Below are 13,261 nucleotides of genomic sequence, written 5' to 3' on the forward strand. Positions count from 1 at the left end.
CTTCAGCGGTTCCGCGTCACGCCTCCGGCTCTCGCATGCGATAGCCCATGCCTCGCACGGTTTCGATCATGTCGATGCCCATCTTCTTGCGAAGCCGTCCGACGAACACCTCGATGGTGTTGGAGTCGCGGTCGAAGTCCTGGTCGTAGAGATGTTCGACCAATTCGGTGCGCGATACCACCTCGCCCATATGATGCATCAGATAGGCAAGCAGCCGAAACTCGTGGGAAGTGAGCTTCAGCGGCACGCCGTTGACGTCGGCCTTGGAGGCCTTGGTGTCGAGCCTCAGCGGCCCGCAGGTGAGCTCGGATGAGGCATGGCCGGCGGCGCGGCGGATCAGCGCCCTCACTCTGGCCAGCACCTCCTCGATGTGAAAAGGCTTGGTGACGTAGTCGTCGGCGCCCGCGTCGATACCGGCAACCTTGTCGCTCCAGCGGTCGCGCGCGGTCAGGATCAGCACAGGCATCTTGCGCCCGCCGCGGCGCCAGCGCTCAACGACGCTGATGCCGTCCATCTGCGGCAGGCCGATGTCGAGGACGACGGCGTCGTAAGGCTCGGTGTCGCCGAGGAAATGCCCCTCTTCGCCGTCATAGGCGCGGTCGACGACATAGCCGGCATCGACCAGCGCATCCGTCAGCTGCCGGTTGAGATCCTTGTCATCCTCGACGACGAGCACGCGCATGGTTCGGAGCCTGTTGAAGGGTGGAGGTATAGGCCGATTCCGCCGGCCAGGAAACTTAAGCCTGTTAAAGGGAATTGGGCGTCAGTCCAGCGGCACCACGATCTCGGTACGGCGCGGCCGCTGGCCCTCCTTGCCGGGGACCAGCACCACGATCACGCAGACCTGCTGCCCGCCGCGGGTCGCCTGGGAGGCCTTGGCGAGCGTGCCGCCGTTCTGCGCGGCGATCTGCTGGCCGATCGCATAGCAATCGCTGGCAGCAAGTACGACCGGCTGGTCGACCGATGGCTCGACGAGTGGCATCGCCGTCGCCTGCGACGCAAAAAGCCCGGCTGCGGCAAGCGCCAGCGCCGCGGCGCGAGTAAGGGAGCGGAACGTTTTCATGATCACGGTACTAACGCATTTGTGCTGAACATGAAATGAACGGTGAACGGCCGAAAATCCATGCCCGCCATACCCCCTGCCCGCGAGACGAACAAATGCGAGTCCAACTGCCTGGGCCCATCAACACTAGGCATGGATTGATAGCCGGAAAATCACCGGCGCGGCTACGGTTTTCGCGGCTAGCATATGCTCTAATCTGCGCTGTGAAGCAGTTGAGGACGGGGAGAATGCGATGAGCCATGACGACCTTGCCAATCTCTACAAGGGCTACATTGCCTGCCTCAACGAACAGGATTGGGATAATCTCGGCCAGTTTGTCGGCGAGGAGGTGCAGTATAATGGCGAGACGGTGGGGCTTTCGGGCTATCGCCGCATGCTGGAAGGCGATTTTCAGGCCATTCCCGATCTGCGTTTCAACATCGAGCTTCTGGTTTCAGAGCCACCACGCGTGGCGGCCCGCCTGCATTTCGACTGCAGGCCCAAGGGCATGCTGTTCGGCCTAGCGGTGAACGGCAGGCGAGTCACCTTCGCGGAGAACGTCTTTTATGAAATCCAGGACGGGCGAATACGCGAGGTCTGGTCCGTCATCGACAAGGCCGCCATCCAGGCCCAGCTCTAGAGACGTTCATCGCTTCAAGGAAACGCGGAATTGCTCTAACTCTTTGTTTTTTCGCACTTCCGGACGGAAAACAGGTGCGCACTTTCCTGGAATTGCACAAGGAAAAGCTGGTCTCTCAGACACTTTCTTGCGTCAGCGCGCGGAAGCGCAGCAGCCCGTGGTGCACCGCGAGGTCGTCGTCATAGCGCGCCTCGGCGAATTCCAGCGACAGCCGCGTCTGGCCACGCGGGCCGATCGAGAGGGCCGCGCCGTCGAGGCGCGCCTTGATGCTGTCCATGATGAGCCGCGTCTCGGCCTCTCCCTGCGCCTTCGACCAGATGTGGAGCGTGATGAGTTGGTCGTCGTTGTCGTCGGCGCCGGTGTCCAGGTCGAAGGCGCTAGTGCGGCCGTATGTGACGTGCGGAAATGCGGCTTTGGCGTCGGCGCGCTCGAGCAGGCCGGCGCCGCCCAGCAGCGCCGACAGCGACGCATCGGTCTTCAATCGCAGGAACAAGGCCTGCATCAAATCGCCAGGCGCCGTCATATGTGGTTCCTCTCGCCTGCCTTGTCCTCATCGCAGCGTAGCCGCCTTGCACCCGTTTCGCCAGATCGTCGGACGGCGGCTTGAGGCAATGCCATCAAGCCTTGCCGCTGATCACCGTTGCCTGATCCCTGATCACCACAGTTACGAAACGGATGACGGCGCACAGGCGCCTCATCACCGATCTCGCGGCGATAGACAAGCAAAACCGGGCGGCTGCCGAGAGTTTCGGGGGCGAGCCGCACCATGCGCCGTTCCGGTTCGGCGGGCATGCAGGGAATCACGGGTGTCACGGTGTGGGGCGGCACGGTTTTTGAGGAAGGCGTCGCGCAGGGTCTGGTGGAGCAATGCGACTACGTCTACACAAGGCTGCTGCCCGGCCCGGCTGGAGCGCCGGTCGCTTTCGTCGCGGGGCGCAAGCCTGGCTGACGAAGCGGGGCAGACTGGCCAGGGAGGCCGGAAATGAAACTTCTGATCTTTGGCGCCTCGGGCGCGACCGGCCGCGCCCTCGTCTCGGCGGCGCTGGCAGAAGGCCATCTGGTCACCGCCTTCGTCCGCACGCCGCGCAAGCTCGCCATCAGCCACGACCGTCTGAGTGTGATCGTCGGAGACGTCGCCGACTGCAAGGCGGTGGAGGGCGCGATTGCCGGTCACGACGCGGTGTTGAGCTGCCTCGGTGTCGGCGTGCCACTGAAGCACGACGCGGCGGTGATTGCCGGTATCGGCTTCATCGTCGAGGCTATGCAACGGAGCGGGCCAACCCGGCTCATCTATCAATCCTTCCTCGGCGTCCGCGACAGCCGGCGGCAATTGGGGCCGCTGCTCGGCGGCATCGTCGTGCCGCTCGTGCTGCGCCATGAAGCGGCGGATCACGAAGCGAAGGAAAGGCTCATCGCGCAGTCCGGCCTCGACTGGACGATCGTGCGACCACCAAAGCTCGGCAAGGGTCCAGCTACCGGCCGGTTCCGCCACGGCGACGGCATCCGAGCGACATCTTTGTTGCCGACGCTGGCGCGCGCCGACGTGGCGGCCTTCATGCTTTCCCAGGTCAGCGACAAGACCTATTCGCGTACAGCGGTTGCCCTGCTGCCTTGACCTCACGACACCGGCGCCGCGCCGCCCTCTTCGGTGCGACGTGCGATGAACTCGTCGAGCACGCCGGCGGTGGCGGCAGCGGATGCCGGCGGCTGGAAATCGGAAAGAATCTGCTTCCAGATGCCGGTGGCGCGCTCCGTCGCGGTCTTGCCGCCGGATTGCGTCCAGTTGCCGAAATTCGACCAGTCGGCCACCAGCGGTTCGTAAAAGGCGGTACGGTAGCGGGCCATGGTGTGGGCGGCCGAGAAGAAATGGCCGCCGGGCTGCACCTCGGCAATAGCGTCGAAACCAATGGCGTCGGCATCACCCGGTGTCGTGGCGCAAAGCTCGGCGACGGTCTGCAGCGCCTCGATGTCAGTGAGCAGCTTTTCGAAGGAGACGCTCAAGCCGCCTTCCAGCCAGCCTGCGGCATGGATGCAGACGGTGGCGCCGGCAAGCACCGAGCCCCATAGCGCGAACTGCGTCTCATGCGCCGCCTGCGCGTCGGAGACATTGGCGGCGCTGCCGCCGCCGGAACGCCAAGGCAAGCCGGTGAAGCGCGCGAGCTGGCCGGCGCCCAAGGTCGCCTTGATGTGCTCCGGCGTGCCGAAGGCCGGCGCGCCCGACCTCATGTCGACATTTGAGGAAAACGAGCCATAGACCACCGGAGCGCCGGGGCGCACGATCTGGGCGAGCGTCAGCCCCGCCAGCGCCTCCGCATGCTGCAGGGTCAGCGCGCCGGCGACCGTGATCGGCGCCATGGCGCCCGCCAGGCAGAAGGGCGTGATGATCGACACCTGGCCGAACCTGGCGAAGTCGATGATGCCTTGCGCCATCGGGATATCGAGCTGGCGCGGCGAATTGGTGTTGATGACGGTGTAGCAGTAGGCGCCGTTACGAAATTCCTCCTGCGAGAGGCCGCGCGCCAGCCGGACCATCTCGAAGCTGTCCTCGACCTGCGGTGTGCCGCGGGCGAAGACGAAGGGGAACTTGTCGGACAAGGTGAGCTGCGCGCGGCCGGTGGCAAAGTGGCGAAAGCGCGTGTCGACGTCCTGCGGCTCGATGCAGGGGCCGAGCATATGCAGCACGTCGAAATGCTGCAGCAGCTTCATGAATTCCTCGAAGGCGGCGAGCGTGCCGGGCCGCCTTCCGCGCTCGAGATCGGTAACGTTGGGGGCGCCGGAGCCGGCGAGGAATGTCATGGACCCAAGCTCGAGGATAAGGTCACGGGAGCGGGCGCCGCCATAGGCCGGGATCGAGCGCGGCGCGGACGCCAAGCCTGCCTCGACCATGTCGCGGCCGATCCGCACCATCTGGCTGTCCTCGTCGACCAGGGCGCCGGCCTTGGCAAGAATGGCGCGCACCTCCGGCAGCAGCACCTTGATGCCGAGTTCTTCCAGCACGCGCAGCGCCGTGTCGTGGATTGCGGCGACCTGATCGTCGGAAAAGACCGGCTGCGGCAGGAAGGGGTTCTTCAGCGAACGATAGTTCGGGCGGCGGCTGGACTCGCTGCCGGCCTCGCCGGTGCGTCCGCGCCGGCGTTCGCGCCTCTGATCGCGTGCGGCCTCATCAATCATGCCCAATCCTCCCTATTGCCGCATTGCCTCGCCCTTGGGGTCATAGGGCGAGGCCGCGATGACGCGCGCCGGCCGTTCGACGCCGACAATGTGTACGGAAAGTTGCGTCCCCTCCCCGGCGAAATCGTCATCGAGCAACGCCAGGGCGACGCTCTTGCCAACCGTGTAGCCGTAGCCGCCGGAAGTGACGAAACCGACGCGCCGGCCCTTGTGCCAGACAGGCTCGAAACCGCTGGCGTCGGCGTCGACGGCATCGACTTCCAGGGTCACGATCCGCCGGGCGACGCCCGCCTTGCGCTCCTTGAGAGCTGCTTCGCGGCCGACAAAATCGCCCTTGTCGAAGGCGACGAACCGGTCAAGGCCGGTCAGGCCGGGCGTGTAGCCCTGCGTGAACTCGCGCGACCAGATGCCGAAACTCTTCTCCAGCCGCAGCGCGTTGAGCGCGTAGTAGCCGATCTCGGCGAGACCAAGATCTTCGCCGGCGACGAGCAGCGTCTCGCGCAGCGTCCCGTGCAGGGTGGCCGGGCAATTGATTTCGAAGCCGAGCTCGCCGGCGATCGACAACCGGGCGACCCGGGCGCGAACCATGCCGATGTCGAACTCGGCGCAGGCCATGAACGGCAGGGTTTTGGCGGAGACGTCCTGGTGCGTGGTGCGTTCGACGACCTTCCTTGCATTCGGCCCGGTCACCAGGAAGCCGGACATCGCGTCCGAGATGTCGTTAACCGAGACGCCGTCCGCCATGTGCGCCTCGAACCAGCGCATGTGGAATTCGCGCAGGTAATAGGAGCCCATGATCCAGTAGTCGCCGCCGCCCCAGTTGAGCACGGTAAGGTCGCCCTTCAGCCTGCCGTCATGGCCGAGCATCGGGGCAAGCTTCGCGCGCCGAGGCTTCGGCAGTTTGCAGGCAAGCAGCCGGTCGAGCCAGGCCTCGGCGCCGGGACCGGACACGGCATAGCGCGAGAAGGCCGTGGTGTCGACGAGGCCGGCGGCGCGGCGCACCTGCAGCACCTCATCGCCAACGATGTCGAAGGCGTTGGAGCGCTTCAGCGTCGTCTCCTCGCGAAAACCCATTGGCGCGAAATAGGCCGGGATTTCCAGCCCCCATGAGGCCGTCCACTCGGCGCCGGCCGCGCTCATGCCGTCATAGGCGCCGGGCCGCTTCAGCGGCCGGCCCGCCGGCAGCCGCTCGTTGGGGAAGGTCATGACGAAGCGCCGGGCGTAGAACTGGCGCGTGGTCTGTCGGAGATACTCGCGGTTGGCGGCGAAGGCGCCGTAGCGGGCGATGTCCATGCCGAAGATATCGGCCTGCGGCTCGCCGTAGATCATCCATTCGGCCAGCGACTTGCCGACGCCGCCACCCTGGCTGAAGCCGGCCATGACGCCGCAGGCGACCCAGTAGTTCTTCAAGCCACGCACCGGGCCAACCAGTGGATTGCCGTCGGGGGTGAAGGTGAAGGCGCCATTGACCCATTTGCGGATGCCCGCCTTGGCCAGGCAGGGGAAGCGCTGATACGCCTTCGAAAGCTCCGGGCTGATGCGGTCGATGTCCTCGGGGATCAGCTCGATGCCGTAGTCCCAGGGCGCACCGTCCATGTTCCAATGTTTTGGATTCTGCTCGTAGACACCTAGCAGCACGCCTTTGCGCTCCTGCCGAAGATAGGAGAAGCCGTCGAGATCGACGGCAAGGCCGAGCTCGTTGTCCAGGGCAGCGACCTCCGGAATGTCCTCGGTGACGAAATAATGGTGCTCCATCGGCGTCACCGGCAGGTCGACGCCTGCCATGAGGCCGACCTGCTTGGCCCACAGGCCGCCGGCGTTGACGACATGCTCGGCGACAATCGCGCCCTTCTCCGTAACCACATCCCAGCCGCCGTCGGCGCGCTGGCTGAGCTCGATCACGCGGTTGCGCAGGATCACATCGGCGCCGCGCTTCTTTGCGGCGCCCGCATAGGCGTGCGTCGTGCCGTAAGGGTCGAGATGGCCTTCGTTGGAATCGTAAAGGCCACCCAGCACATCGCTGACGTCGACGATCGGGCAGATCTCCTTGATCTCCTCGGGCGTCACCAGGCGGGCCGTCTCGATGCCGACCGACTGGAACACCGCCCAGGCCGATTTCAGCCATTCCCAGCGCTGCGGATCGCTTGCCATGTTGACGCCACCGGTCATGTGCAACCCGGCATCCTGGCCGGACTCGGCCTCGATCTCGCGGTAGAGCTTGATCGTGTAGTCCTGCAGCGCCGCGACATTGGGATCGGCGTTCAGCGCATGGAAGCCGGCCGCCGCGTGCCAAGTCGAGCCGGCCGTCAGCTCGGCGCGCTCGATAAGCGCCACGTCGCTCCAGCCGAAGCGCGTCAGGTGATAGAGCACCGAGGCGCCGACCACGCCTCCCCCGATGACGACTGCCCGGTAATGCGATTTCACGAGCCTCTCCCTCTCGTTGGAGAGCCTTACGATACACGTCCTGTACAGGAGTGTCTAGACACAAGTGTACAGATCGCTTGCGCGCCGCTTCCCGCCATGCCTATTGTGCGGCCATGATCATGACCGCCCCGCAGGCCGAACCGGTTCTCGGCAACATCAAGGTCACGCGCTCGGACTGGATCAATCTGGCGCTTGAGACGCTGGTTTCAGACGGTATCGAGAGCGTGCGCGTGCTCACCCTCGGCCAGAAGCTCGGCGTGTCGCGCTCAAGCTTCTACTGGTATTTCGAAAGCCGGCAGGATCTGCTCGACCAGTTGCTCAAGCATTGGCACGACACCAATACCACTGCGATCGTCGAGCGCGCCCGGCGCCCCGCCGAAACCATCATCATGGGCGTGATGAACGTATTCGAATGCTGGGCCGACGAGCGCCTCTTCGACCCGAGGCTCGATTTCGCCGTGCGCGAATGGGCGAGGCGCTCGGCAGACGTGCGGCAGATGATCGACCAGGCCGACGACGAGCGCCTCAGCGCCATCCGCGACATGTACCGCCGGCACGGCTACGACGACGAGGACGCCTTCATCCGAGCGCGTGTGCTCTACTACATGCAGATCGGCTATTACGTGCTCGACCTCAAGGAACCGGTCGAGGCCCGCGTCAGCCATCTCGCCGCCTATCTGCGCTCCTTCACCGGCCAGGAGCCGACCGAAGCGGATGTGGCGCATTTCATGCGCTTCATCGCGGCGCGCTGATGACTACCCGCCGTTCACGGCCGATTGACCTCCATTCAACAAAGCTTGTGCTGTGGCTTCGCTGCCCTTGTGAGCAGTGATAAAATGGTCGAATAGTTTGGCAGGGTGCCACCTGAAACTGCCCGCATGCTGTTTTCGGGCGAAAGCGCATTGGGGCGGAAGTCTGGAATGCCAACTCCTTCGAAACCACGCAAGAGAAGAGGCCGGATCGCCTCGGCGGCTCTTGCCGTCGATGCGTGGCTCGATTCCTCGCTCTACGAGATCAGCTTCAAAGCGCGCGAATTCTGGGAGGCCGCAACCATCTTTTCCCGCCGCTTCCGCCTGCATGGCTGGCGGCGCGCCATCATCGAGGTGCTGAGTGAAGGGTTCACCATGGGAGCCGGCGGCTTCGTGGTGCTGTTGGCGCTGGCCATGCCGGCGTTTGAGATCACCGCCGGCGATTGGCGCAACCAGGGCGATTTCGCCGTCACCTTCCTCGACCGCTACGGCAACGAGATCGGCCAGCGCGGCATCATTCAGCGCGATTCCGTGCCGGTCGACGAGATGCCGGATATCGTCATCAAGGCGGTGCTGGCGACCGAGGACCGCCGCTTCTTCGATCACTACGGCATCGACGTTCTCGGCCTGTCGCGCGCGATCTTCGAGAATGTGCGCGCCAATTCGGTGGTCCAGGGCGGCTCCAGCATCACCCAGCAGCTGGCCAAGAACCTGTTCCTGTCCAACGAGCGCACCTTGGAGCGCAAGATCAAGGAAGCTTTCCTGTCGCTCTGGCTGGAGGCCAATCTCTCCAAGAAGGAGATCCTCCAGCTCTATCTCGACCGCGCCTATATGGGCGGCGGCACGTTCGGCATCGAGGCGGCGGCGGATTTCTATTTCGGCAAGAGCGTCAAGGACCTGAACCTCGCCGAGGCGGCAATGCTGGCCGGCCTGTTCAAGGCGCCCACCAAATACGCCCCGCACATCAACCTGCCGGCCGCCCGTGCGCGCGCCAATGTGGTGCTCTCCAACCTTGTCGACGCCGGCTTCATGACCGAGGGCCAGGTGCTGCAGGCGCGGCTGCATCCGGCAGATGTCGTCGACCGCGGCGAGCAGAAGAGCCCCGACTATTTCCTCGACTGGGCCTTCGACGAGGTCAAGAAGATCGCCAAGCCCGGCCAACACTCGCTGGTCGCCCATACGACCTTCGACGCCAATATCCAGAAAGCGGCCGAAGAGTCGGTCGAATTCCATCTCCGCCAGTTCGGCAAGGAATACAACGTTACCGAGGGCGCGGTGGTGGTGATCGAGACCAACGGCGCGGTGCGCGCCATTGTCGGCGGCCGCGATTATGGCGCCAGCCAGTTCAACCGCGCCACCAAGGCGCTGCGGCAGACCGGGTCGTCGTTCAAGCCTTATGTCTATGCCACCGCGATGGAGCACGGCTTCACGCCGGACTCGGTGGTTTCCGGCGGCGCCGTCAGTTGGGGCAGTTGGTCGCCACACAATTACAATGGCGGCTCGGCCGGCAACGTCACGCTGCTCACGGCTATCGCCAAGTCGATCAACACCGTGCCGGTGCGGCTCGCCAAGGACTATCTCGGTATCGGGCCGATCAAGGCGATGGCCGAATCCATGGGTGTCGAATCGCCGCTGGAATCGCACAAGACCATGGTGCTCGGCACGTCCCTCATGACGGTGATGGACCAGGCGACAGGCTACAGCGTCTTCGCGCAGAACGGCTTTGTCGGTTCCCGGCACGGCATCACGCAGCTCGTCACCCGCACCGGCGACGTCGTCTATGACTGGGCCAAGGACGCGCCGCCGCCGCACCGTGTGCTGTCGGAAAAAGCTCTGAAATACATGAACACCATGCTGGCCGCGGTGCCGGCGATCGGCACGGCGCGGCGCGCGCAGCTTCCCAACATCGTCGTCGCGGGCAAGACCGGCACCACGCAGTCCTACCGAGACGCCTGGTTCGTCGGTTTCACCGGCAACTACACGGCCGCCGTCTGGCTCGGCAATGACGATTTCACGCCGACCAACAACATGACCGGCGGGTCGCTGCCGGCGATGGTTTGGCAGCGGCTGATGGCCTATGCACACCAGAACATCGATCTGAAGCCGATCCCTGGCCTCGATCATCCCTGGGTCGACCCGGAGGTCGCGGCCAAGGCCGAGGAAGAGGCGAAGAAGGAGGCTGCCGATGCCGCGGCGCAGGCAGAGGCCGAGCGCCCGCCAGTGCTTTCCAGCCGCACCACGCAGACGCTGAGGGCAATGACCAAAGCCTTCCAGGCGGCACCCGCTCTCAACGCACCTACCCTGCCGGAGACGCTGTCCGCGCTTTGAACCTTCGTTCGACGCATGCGCTTGCCCCGAAACCGGTCCCTCTTTCGAGTGAAATGCTTAGCGGAGACTAGGCAATCTGAGTCCGGCCCATTCGCCGGGTGGGATCTCAGCCCCGACACGGAAGTTGAACGACAAGACCCTTGTCGCATCGGTGTCGACCTCGCACCGGAAGCTTAGGCGGTACCATGTGGTTGCCGTGCTGAAGGCGGCCACCGGAGGGTTAAGGACATTGCCCACCTTCAGCGGAATGGATGGCAGCCATTTGGGAGAATAGGAGGCGCCCTGCAATTCCTCGTTCAAAACGCTGCCGCAAAGATTGGCAACCCGCTGGTCGCGAGGCACCTCGCTCATAGAGTTTGTGGCCAGCGCGTCGCCGGTAGCGCCCTGCGAATAGAGCTTTCGAACACCCGGAAGGCCGGAATAGATCGGCGACGCAGCAACGGCGGCGTTGGTAGAACTTGGCGTCCCGGCGCTCTTGCTTCGGAACTTCGAGATTTTTGCAGGCCTGAACTTCAGCGCATTTGCTTGCTTGGGCTTTTGCTTTTCGGTCACGGCCGGAAGATCGACCTTATCGCCGCTCTTGGCATCCATCGGCGTCGGCGCCGCGGCTGTTTGCTTTTCGGCGGTTGGCGCTCCTGCCTCTTGCTCGGCAGCCTGCTGTTTATCCGTGTCCTGGGCTGCCTTCTCCTCACTTTGCGTGGGCTCGGCGTCCGTCGCGGCGATTACCGGCTTCTCGTCAGCCGTGCTTTGATCCGCCGGCTGATCGGCATCTGCCGGCGCGGCAGATTGCTTCTGTGCAGGCTTCGCCACGGCGGGCGGCTTGCTATCGCTATCCTTGGCCGGCGACGGCGTGTTGTCCCGGTTGCCGGCTCCATCCAGGGATTTCCTGGGGCCGGTGTCCTTGTTGCCATACTGGAAAACGGGCTTTAGCACCGCGATCGGCGGTGGCTTCGGCGGCTGCTTTTCCGGCACTGGAGGCTTTTCGACTTTTTGCTCGGGCGGTTTTTCGGCTTTCGGTTCCGGGGGCTTCTCGGCCTTGAGTTCGTTCGGCTGCGGTGCGGGCGGAGGCTTCGGCTTAGGTTGCTCGGGCGGAGGCACAAGCGCGACATTGACCGGCTGTTCCTCATCCGGCTGTTGGGCGGGCTTGGGCAAGGTATAGACCAGAAACGCTGCGATGAGCGCATGCAGCATCAGCGATGCGGGCAAAGCCCACGCCAAATTCCGACGCCGCTCTCCTGTCTCGCCCTTCATCCCGACCGATGTGGAACGAAATGGCGGCGGCTGCAAGCACAGGCATCGGATCGGCGCCTGACAAGTCAGTGATTGGATGGCCACGTGCAGCGCCGCCGAGAATCAGAAGGGGCGCGGTGCGGACTTGTCCGTGACAGGCCGGTCGCCGACATGGGAACGTCATACTACTGCAGGCCGCAACCACCTGAATATCGCCATGCCCAAGGCAAGCCGGCTTGCCACGAGGCCCCGCGCCGCGATATCCCGGGCAACCTCCTCAGTTCCGGCCTTCCATGCTCAAGACCGTCTCCCTCACGCTGCTTTCGCTTGCCATGGCCATCGGCCTTGGCGGCGGCAGCGTCTGGTACGCGCTCAACGCGCAGGACGGCGTCGGCGCGATCCGCATCGGCCAATGGACAGCTTTTCCTGAAATCGGCACGGAAGGCTCCGACCCCTACTCCAAGGCGCGCGTGGCGCGTGAGGGCGTGCTGGCGCTCGGCCGGGCGGAGGGGTTGTCCTTCGTCGCCGAGCGCGACGCAGCCGGCCAGCCGCTGAAGCGGGAATGCGCCTATTCGATCGAAGGCGGCTACCCGACGGCCCGGTTCTGGACGCTTTATGCCGCCGACCAGTCGCTTGGCGTCATCGACACCGGCAAGGCGAGACAGGCGGCCCTGCAATCCTACGAAGTGCTGCGCCGGCCCGACAATTCGGTCGTCATCTCCGTCGGCGACCGCCCTGCCCCGGGCAACTGGCTCCTGACGGCTGGCTTCGGCAAGATGTATTTCGTGCTGACCTTCTACGACACGCCGATCGCGAGCAGCACCGGGCTTTCCGACGTGACGCTGCCGCGCATTCTGAAGGCGGGCTGCCATGCGTAGCCTGCTGCACGCCCTGGTCCTCGGCCTGCTCGGCGCCGGTATCGTGCATATCGCGGTGCTGTTTTTGGTGCCGGAATTTTCCGAGCGCGATGCCTGGTCGCGGCTGGCAATGGCCTCCGACCTCTACAAGATGACGCGCCTGGACGCCGAGGTCGCTGGTGCGCCTGTGGTGAAGTCGGTCGACCCCATGTTCTACGCGGCCGCCTGCCGCTTCAATCTCGCCGACGGGCTGGTGCGGATCCGGGCGCCCGGCGACGTGCCGTTCTGGTCGGCCTCGGTGTATGACCGCAGCGGCCACAACATCTATTCCTTCAACGACCACAATGCGAACAGCGAGAAGCTCGATGCCGTGGTGCTGACACCGGCGCAGATGATCGACGTGCGGCGAGATCTTCCCGAGGACTTGCAGGGCGCGATCTTTGTCGAGGCGCCGATCGAGGAGGGAATCTTTGTCGTCCGCGCCTTCGTGCCGGACGATAGCTGGAAGCCGATCGTGTCGCGCTTTCTCGAACAGAGTGCCTGCGAGCTGCAGGAATACTGAAGAGTCAGCTCAGTGATGCGGCACTAGTGGCCGTGGCGACCCAGGCTTGTCCGGGCCGTCCGGACGCGCCGCGCCGACCTGCGGCTGTGGCTCATAGCGGACGCCGGGGAAGATGATGACAGCCGCTGCCGTGTCGGTGTCGTGGGTTACTCGATTGACGGGTGCCGCTCGCGGCACGAAAGACAAGACCATGCCCATGGTTCGCGTATTCCTCTCGGTTTGACCGGAGCACAACGCAACGCCTCCAAAGTCGATTAA

14 protein-coding genes are annotated in these 13,261 nt (G+C 64.6%); 7 read left to right on the plus strand and 7 right to left on the minus strand.

The window, feature by feature from the left end; genetic code table 11:
* Positions 1-16: 16 nt before the first annotated feature.
* Together EOD29_RS07100 and EOD29_RS07105 are read right to left on the minus strand one after the other, a co-directional pair.
* Positions 17-682 carry a response regulator transcription factor gene (locus EOD29_RS07100; protein ID WP_067320964.1) on the minus strand — a complete coding sequence of 222 codons (666 nt, stop codon included), beginning with the start codon at positions 680-682 and terminating at the stop codon, positions 17-19.
* Positions 683-763: 81 nt separating this feature from the next.
* Complete coding sequence (locus tag EOD29_RS07105; RefSeq protein ID WP_095823716.1) at positions 764-1,063, minus strand: hypothetical protein; 300 nt, start codon at positions 1,061-1,063, stop codon at positions 764-766.
* A 232-nt stretch (positions 1,064-1,295) separates the two neighbouring features.
* Between EOD29_RS07105 and EOD29_RS07110 the strand changes: the two genes are divergently transcribed.
* The gene (locus EOD29_RS07110) at positions 1,296-1,682 is read left to right on the plus strand and encodes an ester cyclase (protein WP_127246268.1); all 387 of its coding nucleotides are present in this window, start codon (positions 1,296-1,298) and stop codon (positions 1,680-1,682) included.
* 115 nt (positions 1,683-1,797) lie between these two features.
* On the opposite strand, the gene EOD29_RS07115 is transcribed toward EOD29_RS07110, so the two are convergent.
* Positions 1,798-2,205: a DUF3168 domain-containing protein gene (locus EOD29_RS07115; RefSeq protein ID WP_095800157.1), complete on the minus strand. Its 408-nt coding sequence runs from the start codon at positions 2,203-2,205 to the stop codon at positions 1,798-1,800.
* Positions 2,206-2,472: 267 nt separating this feature from the next.
* On the opposite strand from EOD29_RS07115, the gene EOD29_RS35845 reads away from it, so the two are divergent.
* Together EOD29_RS35845 and EOD29_RS07120 are read left to right on the plus strand one after the other, a co-directional pair.
* Entirely contained in the window at positions 2,473-2,631 is a 159-nt protein-coding gene (locus EOD29_RS35845; RefSeq protein ID WP_164763705.1) for a hypothetical protein, read from the plus strand.
* Between the two features lie 33 nt (positions 2,632-2,664).
* Positions 2,665-3,297, plus strand: coding sequence for an NAD(P)H-binding protein (locus EOD29_RS07120; protein ID WP_127246269.1), 633 nt, complete (start codon positions 2,665-2,667; stop codon positions 3,295-3,297).
* Positions 3,298-3,299: 2 nt separating this feature from the next.
* Here the strand turns inward: EOD29_RS07120 and EOD29_RS07125 are convergent, their stop codons facing one another.
* Together EOD29_RS07125 and EOD29_RS07130 are read right to left on the minus strand one after the other, a co-directional pair.
* Positions 3,300-4,853, minus strand: a complete 1,554-nt coding sequence (locus EOD29_RS07125) for a trimethylamine methyltransferase family protein (protein WP_127246270.1) — start codon at positions 4,851-4,853, stop codon at positions 3,300-3,302.
* A 12-nt stretch (positions 4,854-4,865) separates the two neighbouring features.
* The gene (locus EOD29_RS07130) at positions 4,866-7,277 is read right to left on the minus strand and encodes an FAD-dependent oxidoreductase (protein ID WP_127246271.1); all 2,412 of its coding nucleotides are present in this window, start codon (positions 7,275-7,277) and stop codon (positions 4,866-4,868) included.
* A gap of 113 nt (positions 7,278-7,390) precedes the next feature.
* Between EOD29_RS07130 and EOD29_RS07135 the strand changes: the two genes are divergently transcribed.
* Positions 7,391-8,029, plus strand: coding sequence for a TetR/AcrR family transcriptional regulator (locus EOD29_RS07135; RefSeq protein WP_067320941.1), 639 nt, complete (start codon positions 7,391-7,393; stop codon positions 8,027-8,029).
* A gap of 168 nt (positions 8,030-8,197) precedes the next feature.
* Positions 8,198-10,354, plus strand: coding sequence for a penicillin-binding protein 1A (locus tag EOD29_RS07140; protein ID WP_095800162.1), 2,157 nt, complete (start codon positions 8,198-8,200; stop codon positions 10,352-10,354).
* Positions 10,355-10,411: 57 nt separating this feature from the next.
* Here EOD29_RS07140 and EOD29_RS07145 read toward each other — a convergent pair whose 3' ends face one another.
* Positions 10,412-11,605, minus strand: a complete 1,194-nt coding sequence (locus EOD29_RS07145) for a DUF930 domain-containing protein (RefSeq protein WP_127246272.1) — start codon at positions 11,603-11,605, stop codon at positions 10,412-10,414.
* A gap of 272 nt (positions 11,606-11,877) precedes the next feature.
* Between EOD29_RS07145 and EOD29_RS07150 the strand changes: the two genes are divergently transcribed.
* A complete protein-coding gene (locus EOD29_RS07150) occupies positions 11,878-12,462 on the plus strand; it encodes a DUF1214 domain-containing protein (RefSeq protein WP_067320932.1) in 585 nt (194 codons plus the stop codon).
* Complete coding sequence (locus EOD29_RS07155; protein WP_067320929.1) at positions 12,455-13,003, plus strand: DUF1254 domain-containing protein; 549 nt, start codon at positions 12,455-12,457, stop codon at positions 13,001-13,003. Before EOD29_RS07150 ends, EOD29_RS07155 begins: the two co-directional genes overlap by 8 nt.
* Positions 13,004-13,012: 9 nt before the next feature.
* Here EOD29_RS07155 and EOD29_RS07160 read toward each other — a convergent pair whose 3' ends face one another.
* Positions 13,013-13,201, minus strand: coding sequence for a hypothetical protein (locus EOD29_RS07160; RefSeq protein WP_082953733.1), 189 nt, complete (start codon positions 13,199-13,201; stop codon positions 13,013-13,015).
* Positions 13,202-13,261 lie beyond the last annotated feature (60 nt).

It is taken from the genome of Mesorhizobium sp. M1A.T.Ca.IN.004.03.1.1 (genome assembly GCF_003997555.1).
Taxonomy (GTDB): Bacteria; Pseudomonadota; Alphaproteobacteria; order Rhizobiales; family Rhizobiaceae; genus Mesorhizobium.